We start from the raw sequence: 25,871 nt of genomic DNA, 5'->3' as shown, positions 1-25,871 counted from the left end.
TCAGTTCCTTCCGGGAATGAGCGACAGGAATTCGCGGCGCAGCGCGGGGTCCTTGAGGAACACGCCGCGCATCACGGAGTTGAGCATCTTGCTGTCCATATCGCGCACACCGCGCCAGGACATGCAGAAGTGGCTGGCCTCCATCACGATCGCCAGGCCGTCGGGCTGGGTCTTTTCCATGATGAGGTCGGCCAGCTGCACCACGGCCTCTTCCTGGATCTGGGGGCGGCCCATGACCCAGTCCACCAGCCGCGCGTATTTCGACAGGCCGATGACGTTGGTGTGCTCGTTGGGCAGCACGCCGATCCAGATCTTGCCCATCACGGGGCAGAAGTGGTGGCTGCAGGCGCTGCGCACGGTGATCGGGCCGACGATCATCAGCTCGTTCAGGTGCTCGGCGTTCGGAAACTCGGTGATCGCCGGCTGCTGCGCGTAGCGGCCCTTGAAGACCTCGTTGAGGTACATCTTGGCGACGCGCCGCGCGGTGTTCTGGGTGTTGTGGTCGGTGGCGGTGTCGATGACCAGGCTGTCGAGCACGCCCTGCATCTTGGCTTCGACCTCGTCGAGCAGCTGCTCCAGCTCGCCGGGTTCGATGAACTCGGCGATGTTGTCGTTCGCATTGAAGCGCTTGCGTGCCGCGGCCAGCCGTTCGCGGATTTTGGTGGAAACGGGCGTGCCCTCTTCGGGCGGCGCGTCGTTCGAGTCGGCGGCGAGTTGTCTGAACATGGGCGGCATCGTACCAGCGAATGCCCGCCCTGGCTTGCTGAGTGTTTTTGGCCTCCAGCACATATTCCCCTAGGGAGCATAGCTATCAAAACAATAGCAACACCCCGAAGCTGCGCCAGCTCAGTAGCGGTTGCCGGTCACCCAGAGCGCGGCCCGCATGGTGGCGAACGCGATGCGGTCCAGCGCGCGCTGGCGCCAGGGGCGCTCGGCATAGGCGCGCGGGTCCATGCGCTGGCCGGCGTGCTCCATGGCATGCACCAGGCGTTCGCGCAGGTCGGCGGCGAAGCCCGCGTCCTCGATCACCACGTTGGCCTCGCGCGCCAGCAAGAGCGACAGCGGATCGAGGTTGGACGAGCCCACCGTGGCCCAGGGGTGTTCGCCCAGTGCATCCACCACAGCCACCTTGGCGTGCAGGAAGCTGGGCGAGTATTCGTGGATCTCCACGCCGGCCTTGAGCAGCGCGCCGTACACGGGCCGGGCCGCGTGGTACTGCATGAAATATTCGTAGCGGCCCTGCAGCAGCAGGCGCACGCGCACGCCGCGGCGCGCGGCCAGCACCAGCGCGCGGCGCAGCTTGCCGCCGGGCACGAAATACGCGTTGGCGATGATGATCTCGTGCCGCGCATTGCCGATGGCGCGGCGGTAGGCGCGCTCGATGCGGCTGCGGTTGCGCAGGTTGTCGCGCAGCAGCAGCGCCGCGCGCATGCCGAGGCCTGCCTCGGCCGTGCGTTGCTGCGCGCGCCGTGCGCTGCTGGCGGCCCGAAGATCGCGCAGCGCATCGGCCAGGCGGTAGCGGCGCGCATCGCGCACGGCTTTCAGGCGCCACCAGATCTGCTCCATGGCCTCGTTGGCCTGCTCCACCAGCCGCCCCTCGACCCGCACCGCGAAGTCGAAGCGCGGCGCCTCCAGAACGCCGTGGTTGGGGTCGTGCAGGTCGTCCAGCACGTTGATGCCGCCGCAATACAGCACGCAGCCATCGACCACGCAGAGCTTGCGGTGCAGGCGGCGCCAGCGGCGCGGCAGCAGCAGGCCCAGCCGCCCGACCGGCGAATACACCTGCATCTGCACCCCAGCGGCCTCGAAGCGCTCGGGCCAGGGGCCGGGCAGCGAGCCGGTACCCACGCCGTCCACCACCAGGTGCACGCGAACGCCGCGTTCCGCCGCGCGCACCAGGGCCTCGGCAATGACGGCACCAGTGCCGGTGCAGTCGAAGATGTAGGTCTCGAACTGGATGTCGGACAGCGCGGCATCCATGTCCTCCACCAGCGCGGCGAACAGTTCTTGCGATCCCTGCAGCAGGCGAACGCGGTGGTCTCCCCCCAGCCCGGCGGATTGCGACATGGTCAGCGCCCCCCGCAGTTCACAGGCGGAACTCGGCGATCAGCGGCAGGTGGTCCGACATGCGCCACCAGATGCGCCCGCGCGGCACGTGCAGCCCCAGCGGCGTGAGCCCGCGCACGTACACGTGGTCGAGCTGCACCATGGGCAGGCGCGCCGGGTAGGTGAAGGTGCGGGGCGCCTCTTCGTACTCGTACAGCCCGCAGGCCGCCAGCGCCCGCTTGACCTGCAGGCCCCAGTCGTTGAAGTCGCCGGCCACCACCAGCGGCTCGTCCGGCGGAACCTCCCGGGCGATGAAGCGCTGCAGCTGCGCCACCTGGCGCACGCGGCTGCCGGGAATGAGCCCCAGGTGCACCACGATGGCATGCACGCGGCGGCCGTGGATTTCGACCTCGACATGCAGCAGGCCGCGCTGCTCGAAGCGGTGGTCGGAGATGTCCTCGTGCTGGTGGCCGATCACCGGCCAGCGCGTGAGCAGCGCGTTGCCGTGCTCCCCATGGCGGGTGACGGCATTGGTGCGGTACACGGCTTCGTAGCCCTGCGGCGCCAAAAACTCGGCCTGCGGCATGTCGGGCCAGCGCTGGAAGTATTGCTGCTCGCGGCGGTGCATCTTGCGCACCTCTTGCAGGCACACGATGTCGGCGTCGAGTTGCTCCACCGCGTGGCCCAGGTTGTGGATCTCCAGGCGGCGGGCGGGGCCGAGGCCCTGCACCCCTTTATGGATGTTGTACGTGGCAACGCGCAGGATGTCGGAAGATTCCATGGCGCGATTGTGTCGCAGGCGCGCGTCGCTTCGGTGGCAGCGGGGCGAAGGGGGTGCTTTTCCCCACTCGCGCGAACGGGCCGCAGCCTACACTGTGCTCTTTGTTACATACGGAACGCGCGCCGCACGCCATGGCCACCGCCAAAGAACCAGACTCCACGGAACCCCAGGCGCTGGTGATCGACAGCAACGCGACCTCGCGCAGCATTCTGGTGGCGCAATTGCGCGAATACGGCATCCAGCGCGTCGTGCAGTGCAGCCGGGTGCAGGACGCGCGCAGCCGCCTGGAGCACACCGTGTTCGACTACGTGCTGTGCGAGCAGTATTTCGCCGAATCCGGACAGTCGGGCCAGACGCTGCTGGACGATCTGCGGCGCGCCCAGATGCTGCCGTTTTCCACCGTGTTCTTCATGGTCACCGCCGAGGCGTCTTACGCCGCGGTGGCCGAGGCGGCCGAATCCGCGCTGGACGGCTACCTGCTCAAACCGTTCACGCCCAGCGCGCTGTTCGAGCGGCTGGGCTCGGCGCGCCTGCGCAAGACCCACCTGCGCCCCATCTTCGACGCCATCGGGCGGGAGGACTTCGAGGCGGCCGCGCAGCTGTGCGTGGAGCGATTCGAGGCGCGCAAGCCTTACTGGCTGTATGCCGCTCGCATCGGCACCGAGCTGCTGCTGCGCCTGGCCCGCCACGACGAGGCCCGCACGCTGTTCGAGGCCGTGATCGAGGCGCGCGCCCTGCCCTGGGCCAAGCTCGGTGTGGCGCGGGCGCAGATCGAATCCGGCCAGGCGCCGCGGGCCATCACCACCTTGCAGGGGCTGATCGGCGAAGACGCTTCGTTCGCCGACGCCTACGACGTGCTCGGGCGCGCGCAGGTCGAAATGGGCCACTTCGAAGACGCCATGGCCACCTACCGCACGGCCAGCAGCCTCACGCCCGACTCGGTGGTGCGCCAGCAAAAGCTCGGCATGATGGCCCACTACATGGGCGACCGCGAAACGGCGGCCAAGGCCCTTTCACGGGCGGCCGTGCTGGGCATCGACTCCAAGCTCTTCGACTACCAGTCGCTCGTGCTGCTGGCGTTTTCGCATTTCGCGGGCAACGACCGCAAGGGGCTGGAGCGCTGCATGGCCGACTTCGCGCGCATCATGGAGCGCCATGGCGACAGCCGGCGGGTGCAGCGCTTCAGCGAGATCGTGCGCACGCTGCAGCAGATGCAGCAGCGCCAGTTCGCGCAGGCCGTGGCCGAGGTGCGGTCGATGGTGCGCGAGATCGGCAGCGGCGATTTCGACTACGAGGCCGCCTGCAACCTGAGCAGCCTGCTCGCCGTGCTGGCCGCCACGTCCATCGATCTCAGCGAAGGCACGGCCTGGGTGACCGCCATCGGCATGCGCTACGCCAACACGCGCGGGTTGTGCGAACTGATGGCCAATGCCTGCCAGGCCTACCCCGACTATTCGGACATCGTGCGCGGCTGCCTGCCGCAGATCAACAAGACCGCCGAGAACGCGGTGGCGTTGAGCCTGGCGGGCGACCCCGGCGGCGCCGTGGCCCAGTTGCTCGACTGCGTCGACACCACGCTCAACACCAAGCTGCTCGACATGGCGCAGCAGATGCTGACCCGGCATGCCGGCCGGTTCGACGACGCGGCGGGCCGGCAGGAAGCCATCGATGCGCTGCGCACCCGCTGCGGCACCACCACCCCGCGCGCGGTGCTGGGCCAGGCCACCGAACGCAAGCCGGGCGAACTGGTGCTGCGCGTTTCCAGCGCCGCCACCGCGCCCGCTGCGTCCGGCGCGTCCACCGCACCGGGCACGCCGCCCTCCACGTCATCCTCGCCTTTCCCGTCGGCCGCCGAACCGGCCGATCTGGCCGCGGTGCTGCGCCTGCGGCCGATGTAGCAGCGCCCGTTCAGGCGGGTGGCGCGAACCGGGGCAGCATCAGGCACGCCTCGGCATTGGACGGCGAAAAGCACGCGAGCGCAGCATCGCGCCACGGCAGCCATCGCCAGGCCACGTGCTCGCGCGGGCTCAGCACCACCGGCGTGCGCGCCGGCACGCACAAGCCGAACAGGCGCTCGCGGTTGCGCACCACGCCCGGGGCGTAGCGGTGCAGCCATTGCGGCCAGATGTCATAGACGTTTTCCAGCGCCCAATCGGTCAGCACGCAGCCGGGGGCACGGGCATCGATGCCCGTTTCCTCGAAGACTTCGCGCACCGCCGCGTCTTCGAAAGGCTCTTCGGGCCAGTCCTTGCTGCCGGTGACCGATTGCCAGTGGTCGCCGCCGCCCGCGCGGTGGATCAGCAGCACCTCCAGCGCCGGGGTGTGGATCACCACCAGCACCGACTCGGGGATCTTGAAAGCACCGGGCAAGCCGGTCACGCCGCGGCCGCCAGCAGGGCCTGCAGCGATTGCGGGGGCGCATCCGCCAGCGCGCCGGCCGCACAGTGCTGCAGCCACTGCGGCGAGATGCGGCACAGCATGGTCCGGCCGGCCGGCTGGCCGAGGGCCGCCGCAGTGACCACCGGCACGACCGCATCGACCAGCGACACCGCGCCGGCCGCCGAGCCCACGCTGACCGGTTGCAGCGTGCCGCGATCCAGCTCCAGGATGGCGCCGAGCGCATCGACCCGCAGCGCGAATTCCTGCACCCGCCCATCGTCCAGCGTGGCACGCACCACCACGATCTGCCGGTTGGGGTCGCCCCCGCGCGCGGCCGGCAAAGGCGCTCCCCCCTGGGCTGGCGCGATCACGCTGCGCAGGTCCACCACCGGGCACACCCGCTGGCCGATCTGCGCCAGGCCGATGAATGGCGCGCGCAAGCCCCCCGCGTGCAGCACCATGGCATCGGGCGCGGCCTCCACCACCGAGGCGGCCTCCAGCCCGAACCACTGCGCCCCCATGCGGAAAGAAGCCAGCTGCACGCTGTGCGACGCATCGGCCCGGCCGCCGGGCTGCGTGGACAGGGCCGGCGCCAGCGGCACGGCCGCGTGGTGCCGGCACACGTGGCGCAGCACCGTGCAGCCCAGGCCATGGTCGTAGCCGTCCTGTGCGCGGAACTCGCGGTAGCCCTGGCCACGCGCGAACCCCAGCGCATACAGGTCGTGTCCGAACACCGCCATGCGAGAGTCCGAAGGGCCCGGCGCCACCTGCGGCGAAGCAGCCACCGCCGCCACCGCCGCATCGCCCGCGGCGCAGACCACCGCCCCTTGCGCATCCACGAAAGCCAGTACGTCCTGCGGGCCCGCGCCCACGGCGCAGTCGGCGAGGATGGAAGACAGCTGCTCCGCCGCATCCCACACGATGGCGATGCCGCCCAGCACCGGCCCGCCAGCGCCGCGGCTGCCCCGGTCGGAACGTCCTTCAGCGCGCGCTTCAAAGCGCGCTTCAACGTGCGCGCCGCCCCTCACCGCTGCGGCATAGACGAAGGTCGGCCCTTGGCCGTAGAACCGGCTCGGCCCGTAGCGGCTCACCACATAGCCCTGGCTGCCCTGCAGGCGCAGGCAGCGGCCCACCCATTCCTCGTCGAGCTGCGCCCCCATGTGCCCGGCCTGATCGGGCCGCGACACGGCCACCACGCGGCCCTCGCGGTCGAACAGCACCAGGCTGGCATACACGGTGTAGAGGCGGTTGATCTCCTGCAGCACCGCCGTGGCCTGCGCGCAGGCGCGCGTGCCGGCCTGCAGGGTGAGGGCGAACTGTGGCGTCAGCGCCCACCAGCGGCAATCGTTGGCGCGCTCGTACAGGTTGCGGTCCAGGATCTGCATCGCCAGCGAAGCGCGGCCGCGCGCATCGCTCAGCAGCGAACGTATGACGACGCCGTACAGGTCCTGCAGCGCACTGGCAAATGCCGAAGCCGTCTTCCGGGCGGTCGCGCCGATCTCGGACAACAGCGTCTTTGCGAACTGCAGCTCGCGCGGCGCCGCCGAATCGCCGCCCAGTTGGTGCAGGTCCAGAAGGCCGTTCCACACCGACCGTTCGAGCGCCGACTGGATGGCCGCCGAGCGGCCGGGAATGTCGCGCAGCTCCTGCGACAGCACGTCGGCATGGCCGGCCAGCTCGACGGGAAAGGCATCGGCCGGGTCTTGCGCGGCCTCGTCGAAGGCCACGTCCAGCGGCAGCAGCGCCAGGCCTCGCCAGCCGGGACCGGCATAGCCCTGGAACCCCTGCGTTTCGCGAACGGCCATCAGGCAGCGCCGGCTGGCGTGGCTGATGGGCTGCACGCCCGCCATGGCCGCTTGCGGCAGCCTCCAGCCCGACGGCAGCTGCAGCGAGTCGCTGGAAAGGAGCACGCGGCCTTCGGCGTCCACCAGCGCCAGCACCGCGTCGCCACCCTGCCCCGGCTGCGCGCCCCCGCCCTGCACCGATTCGAAGATGGCCGGCATCTCGTCGGCCAGCTTGAATTGCAGGCACAGCACGCCCACCGCTTGCCCCCCGGAATCCACCCGCTGGGCGTACACGAGCGTCTTGCCCGCCTCGCCGGTGAATCCATGCACCGCGTGATGCTCGGCATAGGGCGCGTGGCTTTGCAGCACCGATTGCAAGAAGGCGCGGTCTGCCTGCGCCTGCGGCGGCGATGCCAGCGGGTCCACGGCCTGCAGTTGCGCACACAGCCGGCCAGCAGTGTCGAACAGGAAGATGTTGCCGTACACCGTGTATTTGTCGGCGTACTCGCGCAGGCGGGCTTCGATGGCGGGACGGGTCTCAGGCGAGGGATCGCCCAGGAAGGCGGCCACGCCCACGTCGGTGGCGAAGAAACCGATGTCGGCCGTGCGCTCGAAAAGATTGCGCACCAGCACGTCGATGCACACCTGGGCGCGCGCCGCGATGTCGGCGATGCGGTTTTTGAGGGCCTCGCCCGCCAGGCCGCGCAGCAGGTCGGCCGACAGCGCGGCGAAGTCCCTGCGGGCCTGCGCCAGATCGGCCCCGGAAGACGCCTTGGCCGACAGCAGGGACAGGGAAGACAGCAGGGACAGATGGTCCCATGCGTTCTCGACCAGTCTCAACTCTTGCCGCTGATGCTGCGCCGCCGGCATGTAGCGCAGCCACTGCTCGGGGAAGGCCGTGAAGGGAGACGCGTGAGACACAGGAAGTCCTTTTGCCTGGGCAATGGCCCAGATTGTGATGCATGCCCCGAGGGCGCCGCGCACCGTCGGCATGGGGGTTTGCCCTCTGCCGCGCAGGCTGGCGGGCAGGATCTGGCCGTGTCGGCAAACCCTCCGCAGCGCGCGGTGCGATGCGCCTTGCCGTGAGCACGATGCATGCCACGTGCATTCGTTCGCCATCCAGAGCCTCGACGCCCCGCATTCCGGCCACGGCCGGATGATGCCCCCTCGCCGCCAAAACGCTGCCATGCCACTGCGCCGCCGCGCTCGGTCAGCGGCTCGGTCAGCGGCTCGGTCAGCCGCCCGCAGCCTTGCGCGCCGTCGCCACGGGCGGTGGCATTTCCTTGGCCTGCAGCGCGCGCACCTGCGTGACCAGTTGGTTGTGCGCATCGAGGAACGCCGCCGCGATCACCTTGCCCTCGTTGGTATTGCTCCAGCCGGCGCCCGCTGCGCCGCCGAGCTTGCCGAACACCAGCCCGCCCACGCCCAGATCGGTGGAGCGCGCCGCGCCGGTGGCGGCCGCCACCTGTTCCGTGGTTTCGTTATCCGACAGCAGCAGCGCGGTCTGGGCTTCCTTGAACTTGACTTGCTCCACCAGGCCGGCCAGGCCCGCAATGTCGCGCAGCACGGGAATCATGGCGATCACGCCGGACAGCCCGCGCCCCGCGTCCTGCTCGCTGAAGGTCAGGCTGGGCGTAAGCGTGTACTGCGCTTCGTAGCCCCGGCCCTTTTGCACGGTGGAGTTCTTGCGCAGCACGCCCGCGTCTTTCAGGTCCTGCTCCTGCACCGTGCCGCGCAGGCCCGCCGAGCGGTCCACGACGCGAAAGCACCCGCTCTGCTGGGCCAGCAGCTTGACCAGCGGCACCGGCGAGGCGGGCAGCTGGTAGCCCGATCCCATGATGTAGCCGTTCGGGTTCTCGGCCAGTGCCAGCGTGGCCACGGGCGCATCGCACCGCACCAGTTCACGCGCCGCGTTCTTCGCGCCTTCCGGCCCGGCCGAGCCCGAGACGACCGAGCCGCCCTGCCCTAGTTCGGTCTTCTTTTCGCCGCAGCCGGCCAGCGCGGCCACGAGGGCCAGGGCCAGCCCAGTCATTGCACGGGTTTGCATAAACGCCTCTTCCAAAAGAAAAACAAAAAAGCGGCAGGAACATGGCGCTCCTGCCGCTTCGAGTGGGACGGATTCAACGAACCCCGCTCATCCGGATCAGACGGCCTTGACGGCGTCCGGGTTGCGCAGACGGATGTGCAGCTCGCGCAGCTGCTTTTCGTCCACAGGGCCGGGTGCCTGCGTCAGCAGATCCTGGGCGCGCTGGGTCTTGGGGAAGGCGATCACGTCGCGGATCGACTCGGCGCCGGTCATCAGCGTGACGATGCGGTCCAGGCCGAATGCCAGGCCGCCGTGCGGAGGGGCGCCGTATTGCAGGGCATCCAGCAGGTAGCCGAACTTGTTGCGCGCTTCCTCGGGCGTGATCTTGAGGGCGTCGAACACCTTCTGCTGCACGTCGGCCCGGTGGATACGGACGGAGCCGCCACCCATTTCCCAGCCGTTGAGCACCATGTCGTAGCCCTTGGAGATGCATTTTTCGGGCGCGGTGACCATCCAGTCCTCGTGGCCGTCCTTCGGTGCGGTGAACGGGTGGTGCACGGCGGTGTAGCGCTGCGACTCCTCGTCGAACTCGAACATCGGAAAGTCCACCACCCACAGCGGCGCCCAGCGGCTTTCGAACAGGCCGTTCTTCTTGCCGAACCCGCTGTGGCCGATCTTGATGCGCAGTGCGCCGATGGCGTCGTTGACGACCTTTTCCTTGTCGGCGCCGAAGAACAGCAGGTCGCCGTCCTGCGCGCCCGTACGCTTCAGGATCTCGGCGATGGCCGCGTCGTGGATGTTCTTCACGATGGGCGACTGCAGGCCATCGCGGCCCTTGGCCAGTTCGTTGACCTTGATGTAGGCCAGGCCCTTGGCGCCGTAGATCTTCACGAACTCGGTGTAGCCGTCGATCTCGCCGCGCGACAGGCCGCCGGTCTCACGCGCGCCGCCCGGCACGCGCAGGGCCACCACGCGGCCGCCCTTCATGTTGGCAGCGCCGGAGAACACCTTGAAGTCCACATCCTTCATCACTTCGGTCAGCTCGGTGAATTCGAGCTTCACGCGCAGATCGGGCTTGTCGGAGCCGAAACGGAAGGCCGCTTCCTGGTACGTCATGACCGGGAAATCGCCCAGGTCCACGCCGATGGTGTTCTGGAACACCGTCTTGATCATGCCCTGGAAGATGTCGCGGATCTCTTCTTCCGTGAGGAACGAGGTCTCGATATCGATCTGGGTGAATTCGGGCTGGCGGTCGGCGCGCAGGTCTTCGTCGCGGAAGCACTTGGTGATCTGGTAGTAGCGGTCGAAGCCCGCCACCATCAGCATCTGCTTGTACAACTGGGGCGACTGGGGCAGCGCGAAGAACTGGCCATCGTGCACGCGGCTGGGGACCAGGTAGTCGCGCGCGCCTTCGGGCGTGGACTTGCCCAGCATGGGGGTTTCGATGTCGATGAAACCGTTGGCATCGAGGAACTTGCGCACTTCCATCGACACGCGGTAGCGCAGCATCAGGTTGCGCTGCATGTAAGGGCGACGCAGGTCCAGCACGCGGTGCGTGAGGCGGGTGGTTTCCGAGAGGTTTTCCTCGTCGATCTGGAAGGGCGGCGTGACCGAGGGGTTGAGCACGTTCAGCTCATGGCACAGCACTTCGATCTTGCCGCTCTTGAGGTTGTCGTTGGTCGTGCCTTCGGGGCGCTCGCGCACCAGCCCCTTGACCTGCACGCAGAACTCGCTGCGCACGCCCTCGGCGGTCTTGAACATCTCGGCGCGATCGGGGTCGCACACCACTTGCACGTAGCCTTCGCGGTCGCGCAGGTCGATGAAGATCACGCCGCCATGGTCGCGGCGGCGGTTGACCCAGCCCGACAGGGTGACGGTTTGGCCCAGGAGGGCTTCGGTGACGAGACCGCAGTAGTGGGAACGCATGGCCATTGGGAGTCTTCCTGCGCCCTCGTGGAGCGCGACAAGGGTTTTTCGCGCGCCCGCGCCAAGCGGACGTGCGAAGAGGGTGTTTATCGGGAGTCGGGCGGCGTGAGATCCGGGGGCGCGACCACCCCCATGGAGACGATGTACTTGAGCGCCGCATCGACGCTCATTTCGAGTTCGATGCAGTCGCTCTTGCGCAGGATCACGAAATAGCCGCCCGTCGGATTGGGGGTGGTGGGGACATACACGCTGACGTACTCGTCACGCAGGTACGCCGCCACCTCGCCGCTGGGGGTGCCGGTGATGAACGCCACCGTCCATACGCCCTCGCGCGGCCACTGCACCAGCACGGCGGTGCGAAAGGCGTTGCCGCCTTCGGAAAAGAGCGTATCGGACACCTGCTTGACGCTGGAGTAGATCGAGCGCACCACCGGGATGCGGCTCACCAGGGCATCGCCCCACTCCACCAGCTTGCGCCCCGCGAAATTGCTGGTGAGCGCGCCCACGGCCAGCAGGATGCCCAGCGTGAGCAGCACGCCGAAGCCGGGAATGTGAAAGCCCAGCAGCTTGTCGGGTTGCCAGGCGCCCGGCAGGATCTGCAGGGTCTGGTCGAGCGTGCTCACGATCCAGTTCAGCACCCAGGCCGTGATGACGCCGGGAACGATGACCAGAAGGCCGGTGAACAGCCATTTGCGCAAAGCGGACATCCGGGGCCGTTCAGTTCTTCTTGGTGTCGGAACTGCTGGCGGCCGGTGCGGGCGCAGGCGCGGGAGCCGCGGCTTCCTTCTTGGGAGCGCCGTCGCCGCCGGGTGCCGCCGCAGGCGCGGCGCCATCGGAGGCCGCCGCATCGGGCTTGGCGCTGCCAGCGCCGCTGTTGCCGCCCCGGAAATCGGTCACGTACCAGCCGGAGCCCTTGAGCTGAAATCCGGCGGCGGTCACTTGCTTGGAAAAGGCCTCGGCCCCGCAGGCCGGGCACACCGTGAGCGGCGCGTCGGACATTTTTTGCAGCACATCCTTGGCGTGGCCGCAGGAACCGCATTTATAGGCGTAGATAGGCATCTTGGAGCGTGTGCGATGGAAAGTGCAAAACCTTCAATTATAGGCACCGTGCCCGAGGCCCCTCACGCCTGCTCCACCCCTGCCACCGGGTGGTGCGAAGCGCGCACGTTGCGCAGCCCCTGGGGCGCCAGCGAGCCGACCAGCATGCCCGCGGTGGCGGCCAGAACGCCCGCCAGTTGCGGCGGAAACACGGCGCCCACGGGCGTGGCCAGGAACACGAGCCAGGTGGACAGGCCCGCGGCGATCGCCAGGAGGGCGCCATGCGTCGTCGCGCGCTTCCAGTACAGGCCGAAGACCAGCGGCACGAAGGCCCCCACCAGCGGCACCTGGTACGCGCCCGACACCAGTTCGTAGATCGACGTGCCCTGCATGTGGATCGAATAGGCCAGCACGAAGGCGCTGAACACGAGCGTGCTGATGCGCATGGTGCGCAGGCGGTCGCGGTCGGTGCCGTTCGGGCGGAACTGGCGCCAGATGTTCTCGGTGAAGGTGACGCTGGGCGCCAGCAGCGTGGCCGACGCGGTGGACTTCAAGGCCGACAGCAGCGCACCAAAAAAGAACACCTGCATGATGAACGGCATCTTCTGCAGCACCAGGGTGGGGAGCACCTTCTGCGGATCGTCCTTGAGCAGTTCCGCCGTTTCGGCCGGCATGATGATCAGCGCGCTGGCCACCAGGAACATGGGCACGAAGGCGAAGAGGATGTAGCAGATGCCCCCGATCACCGGGCCGCGCGTGGCGGCCTTGATGTTGTTGGCCGACATGACCCGCTGGAACACGTCCTGCTGCGGAATGGAGCCGAACATCATCGTGATGCCCGCCGCGATGAAGAAGAGGATGTCGTGCAGCTTGGGCTCGGGCAGGAAGCGGAACAGGTCGCGGCTGCTGGCCAGCTCGATCACCTTGCCGGCCCCGCCCGCCATGTTGCCCGCGAACACCGCGATGATGGCCAGGCCGCCGACCAGGATGATCATCTGGATGAAGTCCGTCACCGCGACCGACCACATGCCGCCGAACAGCGTGTAGGCAAGGATGGAGATCACGCCGATGGTCATGCCCATCGGAATGCCGATGGCCCCGCCGGACAGCAGGTTGAACACCAGCCCCAGCGCCGTGACCTGGGCCGACACCCACCCCAGGTAACTCAGCATGATGATGAGCGAGCACACGACCTCGACCACCCGCCCGTAGCGCTCGCGGTAGTAGTCGCTGATGGTCAGCAGCGTCATGCGGTACAGCCGCGCCGCGAAGAACAGGCCCACCAGGATCAGGCAGAAGCCCGCGCCGAACGGGTCTTCCACCACGTTGCCCAGCCCGCCTTCGATGAACTTGGCCGGAATGCCCAGCACCGTCTCGGAGCCGAACCACGTGGCGAAGGTGGTCGTCACGATCATGTACAGCGGCAGATGCCGCCCGGCGATGGCGAAGTCGGCCGAATTCTTCACCCGCCGCGCTGCCAGCAGGCCGATGGCGATGGTGATCAGCAGATAGACAATGACCAGGGTCAACAGCACGGCATGCTCCTCGTATGTCGCGTAGGGAGGGGTGTAGGGGGAAAAGCGGGCAGGGAAAGGCTAGAACAGCCGCACGCGGATCAGCAGCTGCATCGCCAGCAGCCCCAATACAAATCCCATGCCACCGTAGATCAGGCTCTGCAGCAGGCGGTTGGTGCGCTTTTGCGCCGCCAGCAGTTCCAGCAGCTCGCGGCGGTGGTCGTGCGGCCGTTCGCGCAGATAGCCGTGCAGCAGGCGCGGCAGTTCGGGCAGCATCTTGGCGAAGCGCGGCGCCTCGGCGCGCAGCTCGCGCCACAGGCGCTGCGGGCCCATCTGGTCGAGCATCCACTTTTCCAGGAACGGCTTGGCCGTGCTCCACAGGTCCAGGTCGGGGTCGAGCTGGCGCCCCAGGCCCTCGATGTTGAGCAGCGTCTTTTGCAGCAGCACGAGCTGCGGCTGGATCTCGACCTGGAAGCGCCGCGACGTCTGGAACAGCCGCATCAGCACCATGCCGAGCGAAATCTCCTTGAGCGGCCGGTCGAAGTACGGCTCGCACACGGTGCGGATCGCCGCCTCCAGCTCGTTCACGCGCGTGGTGGGGGGCACCCAGCCGCTTTCGATGTGCAGTTCGGCCACGCGCTTGTAGTCGCGGCGGAAGAACGCCGTGAAGTTCTGCGCGAGGTATTCCTTGTCGAACTCGGTCAGCGTGCCGACGATGCCGAAGTCCAGCGAAATATATCGCCCGAAGGTTTCGGGCTCCAGGCTCACCTGGATGTTGCCCGGATGCATGTCGGCATGAAAGAAGCCGTCGCGGAACACCTGGGTGAAGAAGATCGTGACCCCGTCGCGCGCCAGCTTGGGAATGTCCACCCCCGCAGCGCGCAGGCGTTCGATCTGGTTGATGGGCACGCCCTTCATGCGTTCCATCACCAGCACCTCTGCGTGGCAGAAGTCCCAGAGGATCTCGGGGATCAGCACCAGTTCGAGCCCCTGCATGTTGCGGCGCAGCTGCGCGGCGTTGGCGGCTTCGCGCACCAGATCCAACTCGTCGTGCAGGTAGTTGTCGAACTCGGCCACCACCTGGCGAGGCTTGAGCCGCTTGCCGTCGGCCGACAGGCTTTCCACCCAGCCGGCCATGAGGCGCATGAGGCCCAGGTCGTTCTCGATCACCGGCAGCATGCCCGGGCGCAGCACCTTGACCGCCACCTCGCGCTCCACGCCCTTGCGGTCGCGCACGACCGCGAAGTGCACCTGGGCGATGGAGGCGCTGGCAATGGGCACCCGGTCGAACGAAACGAACACCTCGGCCAGCGGACGGCGAAAGGCACGCTCGATGGTGGCCACGGCCACATCGGGATCGAAGGGCGGCACGCGGTCCTGCAGGCGCGCCAGCTCGTCGGCGATGTCAGGGGGCATCAGGTCGCGCCGGGTGGACAGCACCTGGCCGAACTTCACGAAGATCGGGCCCAGCCGCTCCAGCGCCTCGCGCAGGCGCTGCCCGCGGGGCGCGTCCAGGTTGCGGCCGACCGACACGATGCGTGCCACCAGGCGCAGCCAGGGTTTTTGAAAGCTCGTCAGGACCAGTTCATCCAGCCCGTAGCGCAGCACCACCCAGACGATGGTGATGCCGCGAAAGAAACGCCTCATGGTGCGAATCGGTCGGTGCCACCGGCCTGGCCGGCCGACGAAGCCCGGCGGGCGCCGACGAACTGGCGCAGCGCCTGTGCCGCGCGCCGCGCGGCCGAACCCACCGCATGGGCCGGCGCATCGCCGATCACGCGGGCCAGGTCTTCCTCGACGTCCCAGCGCACATGGTCCACCAGCCAGTTGATCTCGGCCGCCAGCTGCACGTCGCCTTCGATGCGGATGCCGGGCTTGTCGCCCCGCAGCGCGGTCTGCGCGAGGGACAGGGGCGAGGTCTCGGTCACCTCCAGGCGCAGGTCCGGCACCAGGGTTTCAGGCGCCAGATCAAGGAGCCCCGCCGGCGTGATCTGCAAGGCCATCGAATACACCCGCCACTGCACGCGGGCCACGCGCCCCTTCTGGCGCACGAGGCGGTCCATGGCCTCGGGCTCCTGCATGAGCACATGGTTGAGGAAGAGCACCATGCGGTGCTGCACCTCGTGCACCAGCCACTGCGGTGGCTGCGGACCTGCGGCGATGCGCTCGAAAAGCCCATCCAGGAATGAAAAAGGGGACTGTGTTGCCATAGTCCCCGATTATTCCCCGAACTGGGCGCGGCACCGAGGGCTTTACCCCCGCGCCCGCCGCGCCATTGCGGCCCGGCCTTATTGCAAGGCCTGCACGCCGGCCACCAGCCAGCCGCTGCCACCGGTCTTGGGCTTGGTCATGTTCCACACTTCGCGGAACGGGCTCGGGCCTGCCGACAGCTCCTCGCGGATCATTCCGGAGAACTCCACGCTGGCCATGTAGCCGTCGCCCAGGTCTTCGATGCCCAGCAGCTGGGCTTCCAGCATGACCACATCGGTGTGGTTGGGCTGGCTGGCGCCGCGCAGCGATTCGCGCTCGCTCAGCTGGGTGCGGATTTCCTCCACCATGCTGTCGGTCATCATCGAGCGCAGTGCGGGAATGTCCGAACGGTCCCAGGCGCCTTGCAGCGTGATGAAGTTGCGCTTGGCTGCGTTCAGGAAGCCTTCGGTGTCGAAGCCCTCGGGCACGCCCCAGTTCTGCGAGCCGGCTAGCGCCGAGCCGATCACCACGCCCGAGCCGCCGCCGCTTTGGCGGGAGGCATCGAACGCCATGCTGCTGCGCTCGAACGGCCGGGCAGAGGCGTCGTTGCCGACGTTCTGCGGGCTGTACTGGCGCGGCATCTGCGCTTCGGCGGGCGAAGCGGCCCCGGCACCGGCACCAGCGCCCTGGAAGGCGAACGGCGAGTTGCCCGCGCCGCCGCCTTCAGCCGGCTTGCGCGAACGCATGAACATGCGGAACGCGGCGAACGCGCCGAGCGCCAGCAGCGCGATCAGCAGGAACTGCCCGAAGCCCGCGCCCAGGCCCAGCGAGTGCGCCAGCCAGGCCAGACCCAGGCCTGCGGCCAGGCCGCCGAGCATCGCGCCCCAAGGCTTCTTGGCGGCGGCGGCCGGAGCCGCTGCCGGCGCGGCGGCGCCGGGCTTGGCGGCGGCAGCGCTGTTGACGTTCTGCGCCGGTGCGCCGGGAGCGGCAGGCGGCGGCGCGGCGGACTCGCGCTGCGTCACGTTGCTCGACTGCTTGCCGACGGACTTGGCGCCACCCATGCGGCGGGCATCCGCGTCGGCATGCACCATCACCATCATGGCGACCAGCGCCATGGACCAGATCTTCATCATGTCATCTCCAATTTATTGATCGGTGCCCGCTGCCAGCGAACACGCAAGAAGGCTCAGCACTTGATTCCAACATGCAAAGCGACGATTCCCCCCGTCATGTTGTGATAGTCCACATGCCCAAAGCCATTTTTCTGCATGAGGGTTTTGAGTTCTTCCTGGCCCGGATGCATGCGGATCGACTCGGCGAGATAGCGGTAGCTGGCATCGTCGCCCGCCACCATCCGGCCCAGCCGGGGCAGCACCTTGAACGAGTACCAGTCGTAGGCCTTTTCCAGGGGCTTCGCCACCTTGGAAAATTCCAGCACGAGCAGGCGGCCGCGCGGCTTGAGCACGCGGCACATCTCAGCGAGCGCCTGGTCCTTGTGGGTCATGTTTCGCAGGCCGAAGGCGACGCTCACCGCGTCGAAGTGGCCGTCGGGAAAGGGCAGTTGCTCGGCGTCGCAGACCAGCGTGGGCAGCACCACGCCAGCGTCGATGAGGCGGTCGCGCCCCACGCGCAGCATGGCTTCGTTGATGTCGGTGTGCACCACCTGGCCCGATGCGCCGACCTTCTTGGCGAAGGCCCGCGACAGGTCACCCGTGCCACCCGCGATGTCCAGCACGCGGTTGCCTTCGCGCAGGTTGGCAACCATGACCGTGTAGGCCTTCCATGCGCGGTGCAGGCCACCGGACATGAGGTCGTTCATGACGTCGTACTTGGATGCGACGGAGTCGAAAACGCCGCGCACGCGGCGCGCCTTTTCTGCCTCGTCGACCGACTGGAATCCGAAATGCGTGGTGCTCATTCCGCGATGCTAGGGGCGCGCGCCCCGCTCGTACAGCGACAACCCCGCGCCTGCATGGGGCATCTGTCGCAATTTGGACGCTCGGCCCGCGCAGAGCGGGCCCGTCGCCGTCAGTGCGCGCAGCCTCCAGAACCGTGCGAATGGCCGCCACCGCCGCGCTTGGGCGGCATCGGCGTGTCGCGGTCGGCGCCCGCCTCGGCCAGGCGGCGCAGGTAGTCGGCCCACAGCGCGTCCTGGCGCTGGCCGAGTTCATACAGGTAGTCCCACGAGAAGATGCCCGTGTCGTGGCCATCCGAGAACGTGGGCTTGACCGCGTAATTGCCCACCGGCTCCAGCCCCGTGAGCGTGACGTGGCGCTGGCCGGTCTGCAGCACCTCCTGCCCCGGCCCGTGGCCCTGCACTTCGGCGGAGGGCGAATACACGCGCATCAACTCGAACGCGATGCGGAAGGCCGCGCCGTCCGAGAACACCACCTCCAGCACGCGCGATGCCTCGTGCACCGTGATCGACTGCGGCGTGGGTGCGCCGGCTTTCAAACCTGCCATGGAAATCCTCTGTGCGTTTTTTGCGTTGCGCCCGCTGCGGGCGGCCCGATGGAACCAGCGCGGGATTGTCCCACCGCGCCCTGGCCGGGCCGGCAGCAATCCCCGCGCGGCCTGAAGGCCCGTGGCGTCAAGCCAGCTGCGCCAGCCGCCCGGCCATCGCCGCCTCGGCCGCGGCCAGGCGGGCGGCCACTTCGGCCTCGCGCTCGGGTGCGCGGTCGCGCTGCGCCGGGGCCCACACGGCGCCGGGGAAGTGGCTGTCCCATGCAAAACGCGCGATCACATGCCAGTGCAGGTGCGGCACCATGTTGCCGAGCGCGGCCAGGTTGATCTTGTCGGGCTGCAGGTGGACGCGCAGTGCGGCCTCCACCGCGGCCACCGCCTCCATGCAATGCACGCGGTCTGCCGCAGCGAGATCGGTGAACTCCGCCGCATGCGCCGACCACACCACGCGGTAGAAAGCCGGAAAGCCGGCTTCCTCGGCGCGGATCACCCGCAGCTTCTGGCCGCGCCACACCAGCGCGCCGCCCTCGCCATCGCACAGCGGGCAGTTCGGCGTGGTGGACGCAGCAGGCCCATGGGCCGCCATCAGACCAGGACCCGCTCGATGCCGCCCGCGTTGGCGCGCTGCACGTACTCGGGCATCCAGTTGTCGCCCAGGATCTCGCGCGCCATCTCGACGACGATGTAGTCGGCTTCCAGCAGGCCGTTGTTCAGGTCGTCCTGGTAGCGGTTCAGGCCCTGCAGGCAGCTGGGGCAGCTGGTCAATATCTTCACGTTCTCCGTCGGGGCGACGGCGCCGCTGGCGCGCAGCGCGGCCTCGCCCTTGCGGATCTCCTCTTCCTTGCGAAAGCGCACCTGGGTGGAGATGTCGGGCCGCGTCACGCCCAGCGTGCCGGACTCGCCGCAGCAGCGTTCGCTCTTGGTGACCTGCGGGCCGACCAGCGCCTTCACGGTCTTGACCGAATCCTGCAGCTTCATCGGGTTGTGGCAGGGCTCGTGGTACAGGTAAGCGCCCTTGCCCTGCAGCGTCACGCCCTTTTCCAGCAGGTATTCATGGATGTCGATGATGCGGCTGCCCGGGAAGATCTTGCCGAAGTCGTAGCCCTGCAGCTGGTCGTAGCAGGTGCCGCAGCTCACCACCACGGTCTTGATATCGAGGTAGTTGAGCGTGTTGGCCACGCGGTGAAAGAGCACCCGGTTGTCGGTGATCATCTTCTCGGCCTTGTCGAACTGGCCGCTGCCGCGCTGCGGGTAGCCGCAGCACAGGTAGCCCGGCGGCAGCACGGTCTGCACGCCCGCGTGCCAGAGCATGGCCTGCGTGGCCAGGCCCACCTGGCTGAACAGGCGCTCCGATCCGCAGCCGGGGAAATAGAACACCGCCTCCGTCTCGGCCGTGGTCGTGGCCGGGTTGCGGATGATGGGCACGTAGTCCTTGTTTTCGATGTCCAGCAGAGCACGCGCCGTCTTCTTGGGCAGACCGCCCGGCAGCTTCTTGTTGATGAAGTGCACCACCTGCTCCTTCACCGGCGCGGTGCCGACCGTGGCCGGCGGGCGCGCGGTCTGGCGGCGGCCCACCTTGCGCAGCAGGTCCACGGCGATGCGCTGGGCCTTGAAGCCCACGCCGACCATGGCGCTGCGCATCAGCTTGATGGTGTCGGGGTTGGTGGCGTTGAGCATGGCCATCGCCAGCGCGTTGCCCGGGCGGAAGGTCTTCTTGCCCATCTTGCGCAGCAGGTTGCGCATGTTCATGGTCACGTCGCCGAAGTCGATCTTGACCGGGCACGGCGTGTAGCACTTGTGGCACACGGTGCAGTGGTCGGCCACGTCCTCGAACTCCTGCCAGTGCTTGATCGACACGCCCCGGCGCGTCTGCTCTTCATACAGGAAGGCCTCCACCAGCAGCGAGGTGGCGAGGATCTTGTTGCGCGGGCTGTACAGCAGGCTGGCGCGCGGCACGTGGGTGGCGCACACGGGCTTGCACTTGCCGCAGCGCAGGCAGTCCTTGACCGAATCGGCAATGGCGCCGATGTCGCTCTGCTGCATGATCAGCGACTCGTGCCCCATCAGGCCGAAGCTCGGCGTGTAGGCGTTGGTCAGGTCGGCATACATCAGCGAGTTGCGAGCCGAACCGGGCTCCCGCGCAATATCCACTAGGGCACATTGCTCCTGATTTCGTAGCAACTTGCCTTTGTTGAAGCGCCCCTCGGGGTCCACGCGCTGCTTGTAGTCGGCGAACGGCTGCAGCTCGTCGTCGGTCAGGAACTCCAGCTTGGTGATGCCGATGCCGTGCTCGCCCGAGATCACGCCGTCCAGGTGGCGGGCCAGCACCATGATGCGGGCCACGGCTTCGTGCGCCGTCTGCAGCATGTCGTAGTCGTCGCTGTTGACGGGGATGTTGGTGTGCACGTTGCCATCGCCGGCATGCATGTGCAACGCCACCCACACGCGGCCCTTGAGCACGCGCTGATGGATGGCGGCCGTCTCGTCCATGATGGGTTTGAACGCCGCCCCGGCGAAGATCTTGGACAGCGGCTCGCGCAGCTGGGTCTTCCAGCTCGCCCGCAGCGTATGGTCCTGCAGTTGCGGGAACAGCGTCTGCACATCGCGCAGCCAGCCCGTCCACAGCGCGCGCACCTCGCCCACCAGCGCCACGGCCTGGCCCACGCGGTCTTCCAGCAGTTCGGCGGAGGGAATCTCGTGCGCGTCGTCCTGGCGGCCCAGCGGCAGGTTGCCGCGCAGGAAGAAATCTTCCAGCGCATCGCACAGCTTGAGCTTGTTGCGCAGCGACAGCTCGATGTTGATGCGCTCGATGCCGTCGGTGTACTCGGCCATGCGCGGCAGCGGAATCACCACGTCTTCATTGATCTTGAAGGCGTTGGTATGGCGGCTGATGGCCGCCGTGCGCTTGCGGTCCAGCCAGAACTTCTTGCGCGCTTCGGGGCTGATGGCGATGAAGCCTTCGCCCGAGCGCGAATTGGCCAGGCGCACGACCTCGCTGGTCACCCGCGCCACGTCGTCGGCGTTGTCGCCCGCGATGTCGCCGAACAGCACCATCTTGGGCAGCCCGCCGCCGTGCCGCTTGCTCTTGGTGGCGTAGCCCACGGCCTTCAGATAGCGGTCGTCCAGGTGTTCCAGGCCCGCCAGCAGCACGCCGCTGCGCTGCTGCTCGGCGAACATGAAGTCCTTGATCTCCACGATGCTGGGCACCGCGTCCTTGGCGTTGCCGAAGAATTCCAGGCACACGGTGCGCGTGTGCTCGGGCATGCGGTGCACCACCCAGCGCGCGCTGGTGATGAGGCCGTCGCAGCCCTCTTTCTGGATGCCGGGCAGGCCCGACAGGAACTTGTCGGTCACGTCCTTGCCCAGGCCCTCCTTGCGGAAGGTCTTGCCGGCGATGTCCAGCCGCTCGGTGCGGATCGGCGTCTTGCCGTCGGCCTCGAAATACTGCAGCTCGAAGCTCGCCACCTCGGCGTCGTGGATCTTGCCCATGTTGTGGTTCACACGGGTCACTTCCAGCCACTGGGCATCGGGCGTCACCATGCGCCAACTGGCGAGGTTGTCGAGCGCGGTGCCCCACAGCACGGCCTTCTTGCCGCCGGCGTTCATGGCGATGTTGCCGCCGATGCACGAGGCCTCGGCACTGGTCGGGTCCACGGCGAACACGTAGCCCGCGCGCTCGGCCGCATCGGCCACGCGCTGGGTGACTACGCCGGCCTCGGTCCACACGGTGGCGACCTCGCGGTCCATGCCCGGCAGGCGGCGCATTTCCACCTCGGTCATGGCTTCGAGCTTTTCGGTGTTGATGACCGCGCTGCGCCAGGTGAGCGGAATCGCGCCGCCGGTGTAGCCGGTGCCGCCGCCGCGCGGAATGATGGTCAGCTCCAGGTCGATGCAGGCCTTCACCAGCGCGGCCATCTCGGCCTCGGTGTCGGGGGTGAGCACCACGAACGGGTATTCGACGCGCCAGTCGGTCGCATCGGTCACGTGGGACACGCGCGAGAGCCCGTCGAACTTGATGTTGTCCTTGGCGGTGTGCCGGCCCAGGCGCTTTTGCACCTGGCGGCGCAGCTGGGCGGCCTCCACGAACGTGGCGTCGAACTCGGCGATGGCGCGGCGGGCGGCGTCCACCAACTGGCCCACGAGCTGGTCGCGGCTGGAATCGTCGGCCGGCGTGCGGCGCTTGCCGATCTCGGCCAGGCGGTGCTCCAGCGCATCGACCAGCAGCTTGCGCCGGTCGGGGTTGTCCAGCAGGTCGTCCTGCAGATAGGGGTTGCGCTGCACGACCCAGATGTCGCCCAGCACTTCGTAGAGCATGCGGGCCGAGCGGCCGGTGCGGCGCTCGCGGCGCAATTGGTCGAGCACGTCCCAGGAGGGAGACCCGAGCAGCCGGATGACGATTTCCCGGTCCGAGAACGAGGTGTAGTTGTAGGGAATCTCTCGCAGGCGGGCGGGCTCGGCGGCCTGCGCCTGCAGGGCAGCCAGCGCTATGGGAACGTTCATGGGGTCAACCTGGGTCGGGCGCGTGGGGCGCCCCTGTGCCTCGGGGCCGCGATTTTATGCCAGGGCCCAGGGCGGCCCGGGGCGTTCTCGGGCACCACCGAAGGCCAGGGCGCCGCACAAGCCGCATTTGCTACTATTTTCATAGCAATATCCCGGCATATTGATTGCGCTGGAGGCCTTTTTGGCTCTGACCAAAAAGACCGGCCGGCCGTACCCGAAGCCGCCAGCCGGCAGGGACCTCAGAACAGCACGCGGCTGCGGATCGTGCCCGGCACCTGGGCCAGCTTGTCCTGCGCCAGGTCGGACGACTGGGCGTCGATGTCGATCACCACGTAGCCCACCTTCTCGTTGGTCTGCAGGTACTGGGCCGCGATGTTGATCTGGTTGTCCGAGAAGATCCGGTTGATCTGCGACAGCACGCCCGGCACGTTCTGGTGGATGTGCAGCAGCCGGTGCTTGCCCGGGTGGGCGGGCAGCGCCACCTCGGGAAAGTTGACCGACGAGATCGAGGTGCCGTTGTCGCTGTACTTGACCAGCTTTTCGGCCACTTCCAGCCCGATGTTGGCCTGCGCCTCCATGGTGGAGCCGCCGATGTGCGGCGTGAGGATCACGTTGTCCAGCCCGCGCAGCGGCGACAGGAACTCGTCCTTGTTCGTGCGCGGCTCGACCGGGAACACGTCGATGGCGGCGCCCAGCAGCTTCTTGGCCTTGAGCGCCTCGGCCAGCGGCTCGATCTCCACCACCGTGCCGCGCGCGGCGTTGATGAGGATGCCGCCCGGCTTCATCGCCGCGATCTCGGCCGCGCCGATCATCCATTGCGTGGAAGGCAGCTCGGGCACGTGCAGGCTCACGATGTCGGCCTGCCCCAGCAGCGCGTGCAGCGAAGGCGCCTGGCGCGCATTGCCCAGCGGCAGCTTGTTGACCACGTCGTGAAAGATCACGTGCATGCCCAGGCCCTCGGCCAGCACCGACAGCTGCGTGCCGATGGAGCCGTAGCCCACGATGCCCAGCGTCTTGCCGCGGATTTCGTAGGCGTTGTCGGCCGACTTGAGCCAGCCGCCGCGGTGCGCCACCGCGTTCTTTTCGGGAATGCCGCGCAGCAGCAGGATGGCCTCAGCCAGCACCAGCTCGGCCACCGAGCGGGTGTTGGAATACGGTGCGTTGAACACGGCGATGCCGCGCTCGCGGGCGGCGTTCAGATCCACCTGGTTGGTGCCGATGCAAAAGCACCCCACGGCCACCAGCTTGTGCGCATGGGCGAAGACCTCGGCCGTCAGCTGCGTGCGCGAGCGGATGCCCACGAAGTGCGCGTCGGCGATCTTGCGCTTGAGTTCATCGTCGGGCAGCGCCCCGGAGAGGGCCTCGATCTGGGTGTAGCCCGCGCCGCGCAGCACGTCGATCGCGGAAGGGTGGATGCCCTCGAGCAACAGGAACTTGATCTTGCTTTTGTCCAGAGATGTTTTGGCCATGGAAAGGTCCGGGAGGATCGGGAAACGAAGAATCGGATGGGGCGGGACGTCAGCCCCGACCGGAGGCCCCAGAACGGGGACACAGATCATTGTGCACTGCACAAAACCCTGCTGGCATCTCCGCGATTCGCCAAGCTGGTGCGGCGGATGAGTCGCCAAGGCGACTCGGCCTGTCACGGATTGGTCACGAAATTGCCATTTTTCACGCCCGTTTAGGCGCGATTGCGGGCCCGCCGGCGCGACGGGTTTCCCCGCTTGATCGCCATGCGGGCCTATGCGACAACGACACATTCGTGTCACGACATGCGTCCTACCATCGGCGCTTCGTGCATTTCGTACCGATTCGAGGAGTTTTCATGCAATTCAAGCATTTGGCGGCGGCGGCTGCCATTGCCGCGTCCTTCTGCGCCACGGCGCAGGCCCAGACCGAGATCCAGTGGTGGCATTCGATGACTGCGGTCAACGGCGAATGGGTGAACGACCTGGCCAAGCAGTTCAACGAAAGCCAGAAGGACTACAAGATCGTGCCGACCTACAAGGGCACGTACGACGAATCCATGACGGCCTCCATCGCCGCCTTCCGCGCCGGCAACGCGCCGCACATCCTGCAAGTGTTCGAAGTGGGCACCGCCACGATGATGGCCAGCAAGGGCGCCATCGTGCCCGTGGGCAAGGTCATGCAGGACGCGGGCGCCCAGTTCGACCCGGCGGCCTACATTCCCGCCGTGGCGGGCTACTACACGGCCCCCAACGGCCAGATGCTGAGCTTCCCGTTCAACAGCTCCACCACCATCTTCTACTTCAACAAGGACGCCTTCAAGGCGGCCGGCCTGCCCACCGACAAGGCGCCCACCACCTGGCCCGAAGTGGTCAACGCGGCGGCCAAGCTCAAGGCATCGGGCCACAAGTGCCCGTTCACCACGGCCTGGCAGAACTGGACGCAGGTCGAGAGCTTCTCGGCCTGGCACAACGTGGAGTTCGCCAGCAAGTCCAACGGCCTGCAGGGCCTGGACGCGCGCCTGAAGGTGGATTCGCCACTGCACGTGCGCCACATCGAAAACCTGGCCAACATGGCCAAGCAGGGCCTGTTCGTCTACAAGGGCCGCGGCAACGTGCCTGAGGCGAGCTTCGTGTCGGGCGAGTGCGCCATGATCAACACGTCTTCGGGCTTCTACGGCAACGTGGCCAAGAACGCCAAGTTCGCCTACGGCCTGGCACCCCTGCCCTACTACCCCGACGTTCAGGGCGCTCCGCAGAACACCGTGATCGGCGGCGCGAGCCTGTGGGTCATGGCTGGCAAGAAGCCTGCCGAATACAAGGGCGTGGCCGAATTCTTCAAGTTCATCTCCACGCCGGAAGTGCAGTCCGCCAGCCACAAGCGCACCGGCTACCTGCCCGTCACCAAGGCCGCGTACGAGCTGACCGAAAAGTCGGGCTTCTACCAGCAGAACCCCGGCACCGACGTGGCCGTGACGCAGATGATCCGCAAGGTCACCGACAAGAGCCGCGGCATCCGCCTGGGCAACTACGTGCAGATCCGCGCGATCGAGGACGAAGAGCTCGAACAGGTGTGGGCCGGCAAGAAGACCGCCAAGGAAGCGCTGGACACGATCGTCAAGCGCGGCAACGAACAGCTGGAGCGTTTCCAGAAGGCGAACAAGTCGTAGTCGTTTTAAACTGAACGTTTCGCCAACCGTAAAAAGCAGAGGGGTCAACCCTCTGCTTTTTGCTTTGGGAAGCGCCTATTTCTCTCAA

General features: G+C 67.6%; 20 protein-coding genes. 2 read left to right on the top strand and 18 right to left on the bottom strand.

Going from position 1 to position 25,871, the window contains the following annotated elements; genetic code table 11:
* From folE to AVHM3334_RS00680, 3 genes are all read right to left on the bottom strand, one after another.
* Nucleotides 1-726, bottom strand: a complete 726-nt coding sequence (gene folE / locus AVHM3334_RS00690; protein WP_284408762.1) for a GTP cyclohydrolase I — start codon at nt 724-726, stop codon at nt 1-3.
* 120 nt (nt 727-846) lie between these two features.
* Nucleotides 847-2,067, bottom strand: a complete 1,221-nt coding sequence (gene clsB, locus AVHM3334_RS00685; protein ID WP_284408761.1) for a cardiolipin synthase ClsB — start codon at nt 2,065-2,067, stop codon at nt 847-849.
* Between the two features lie 19 nt (nt 2,068-2,086).
* Nucleotides 2,087-2,827: an endonuclease/exonuclease/phosphatase family protein gene (locus AVHM3334_RS00680; RefSeq protein ID WP_284408760.1), complete on the bottom strand. Its 741-nt coding sequence runs from the start codon at nt 2,825-2,827 to the stop codon at nt 2,087-2,089.
* Between the two features lie 131 nt (nt 2,828-2,958).
* On the opposite strand from AVHM3334_RS00680, the gene AVHM3334_RS00675 reads away from it, so the two are divergent.
* The gene (locus AVHM3334_RS00675; RefSeq protein ID WP_284408758.1) at nt 2,959-4,725 is read left to right on the top strand and encodes a response regulator; all 1,767 of its coding nucleotides are present in this window, start codon (nt 2,959-2,961) and stop codon (nt 4,723-4,725) included.
* Nucleotides 4,726-4,735: 10 nt separating this feature from the next.
* Here the strand turns inward: AVHM3334_RS00675 and nudB are convergent, their stop codons facing one another.
* The 15 genes from nudB to serA all read right to left on the bottom strand — a co-directional run bounded on the left by nudB (nt 4,736) and on the right by serA (nt 24,116).
* A complete protein-coding gene (gene nudB, locus AVHM3334_RS00670) occupies nt 4,736-5,206 on the bottom strand; it encodes a dihydroneopterin triphosphate diphosphatase (protein ID WP_502869826.1) in 471 nt (156 codons plus the stop codon).
* On the bottom strand, nt 5,203-7,911 hold the full coding sequence (locus AVHM3334_RS00665) for a chemotaxis protein CheW (protein WP_284408757.1): 2,709 nt from the start codon (nt 7,909-7,911) through the stop codon (nt 5,203-5,205). The genes nudB and AVHM3334_RS00665 overlap by 4 nt, the downstream gene beginning before the upstream one ends.
* Before the next feature lie 313 nt (nt 7,912-8,224).
* Nucleotides 8,225-9,037, bottom strand: a complete 813-nt coding sequence (locus AVHM3334_RS00660; protein WP_284408756.1) for a CsgG/HfaB family protein — start codon at nt 9,035-9,037, stop codon at nt 8,225-8,227.
* A gap of 96 nt (nt 9,038-9,133) precedes the next feature.
* The gene (gene aspS / locus AVHM3334_RS00655) at nt 9,134-10,948 is read right to left on the bottom strand and encodes an aspartate--tRNA ligase (RefSeq protein WP_284408755.1); all 1,815 of its coding nucleotides are present in this window, start codon (nt 10,946-10,948) and stop codon (nt 9,134-9,136) included.
* 80 nt (nt 10,949-11,028) lie between these two features.
* Nucleotides 11,029-11,649, bottom strand: coding sequence for a DUF502 domain-containing protein (locus tag AVHM3334_RS00650; protein ID WP_272548894.1), 621 nt, complete (start codon nt 11,647-11,649; stop codon nt 11,029-11,031).
* A 10-nt stretch (nt 11,650-11,659) separates the two neighbouring features.
* Complete coding sequence (locus AVHM3334_RS00645; protein WP_284408754.1) at nt 11,660-12,001, bottom strand: FmdB family zinc ribbon protein; 342 nt, start codon at nt 11,999-12,001, stop codon at nt 11,660-11,662.
* 62 nt (nt 12,002-12,063) lie between these two features.
* On the bottom strand, nt 12,064-13,515 hold the full coding sequence (locus AVHM3334_RS00640; RefSeq protein WP_284408753.1) for a high affinity choline transporter 1: 1,452 nt from the start codon (nt 13,513-13,515) through the stop codon (nt 12,064-12,066).
* 60 nt (nt 13,516-13,575) lie between these two features.
* Nucleotides 13,576-15,141, bottom strand: coding sequence for a ubiquinone biosynthesis regulatory protein kinase UbiB (gene ubiB / locus AVHM3334_RS00635; protein WP_284408751.1), 1,566 nt, complete (start codon nt 15,139-15,141; stop codon nt 13,576-13,578).
* Nucleotides 15,138-15,704 (bottom strand): hypothetical protein, encoded by a 567-nt coding sequence (locus AVHM3334_RS00630; protein ID WP_284408750.1) that lies wholly within the window; start codon nt 15,702-15,704, stop codon nt 15,138-15,140. The genes ubiB and AVHM3334_RS00630 overlap by 4 nt, the downstream gene beginning before the upstream one ends.
* A gap of 78 nt (nt 15,705-15,782) precedes the next feature.
* Nucleotides 15,783-16,817, bottom strand: coding sequence for a Tim44 domain-containing protein (locus AVHM3334_RS00625; RefSeq protein WP_284408748.1), 1,035 nt, complete (start codon nt 16,815-16,817; stop codon nt 15,783-15,785).
* A gap of 53 nt (nt 16,818-16,870) precedes the next feature.
* Nucleotides 16,871-17,602, bottom strand: a complete 732-nt coding sequence (gene ubiE / locus AVHM3334_RS00620) for a bifunctional demethylmenaquinone methyltransferase/2-methoxy-6-polyprenyl-1,4-benzoquinol methylase UbiE (RefSeq protein ID WP_284408746.1) — start codon at nt 17,600-17,602, stop codon at nt 16,871-16,873.
* Between the two features lie 110 nt (nt 17,603-17,712).
* Nucleotides 17,713-18,147 (bottom strand): gamma-butyrobetaine hydroxylase family protein, encoded by a 435-nt coding sequence (locus AVHM3334_RS00615; protein ID WP_284408744.1) that lies wholly within the window; start codon nt 18,145-18,147, stop codon nt 17,713-17,715.
* 127 nt (nt 18,148-18,274) lie between these two features.
* A complete protein-coding gene (locus AVHM3334_RS00610) occupies nt 18,275-18,733 on the bottom strand; it encodes an HIT family protein (protein ID WP_284408742.1) in 459 nt (152 codons plus the stop codon).
* Complete coding sequence (locus tag AVHM3334_RS00605) at nt 18,733-22,647, bottom strand: DUF3683 domain-containing protein (RefSeq protein ID WP_284408740.1); 3,915 nt, start codon at nt 22,645-22,647, stop codon at nt 18,733-18,735. The genes AVHM3334_RS00610 and AVHM3334_RS00605 overlap by 1 nt, the downstream gene beginning before the upstream one ends.
* Before the next feature lie 239 nt (nt 22,648-22,886).
* On the bottom strand, nt 22,887-24,116 hold the full coding sequence (serA, locus tag AVHM3334_RS00600; protein WP_284408739.1) for a phosphoglycerate dehydrogenase: 1,230 nt from the start codon (nt 24,114-24,116) through the stop codon (nt 22,887-22,889).
* A gap of 356 nt (nt 24,117-24,472) precedes the next feature.
* Between serA and ugpB the strand changes: the two genes are divergently transcribed.
* Entirely contained in the window at nt 24,473-25,783 is a 1,311-nt protein-coding gene (gene ugpB, locus AVHM3334_RS00595; protein WP_284408737.1) for a sn-glycerol-3-phosphate ABC transporter substrate-binding protein UgpB, read from the top strand.
* Nucleotides 25,784-25,871: the final 88 nt, after the last annotated feature.

The organism is Acidovorax sp. SUPP3334, assembly GCF_030159055.1.
GTDB lineage: Bacteria > Pseudomonadota > Gammaproteobacteria > Burkholderiales > Burkholderiaceae_C > Paracidovorax.
The sequence above is the reverse complement of the archived record's forward strand: the minus strand, read 5'-3'. Positions and strand labels throughout refer to the sequence as shown.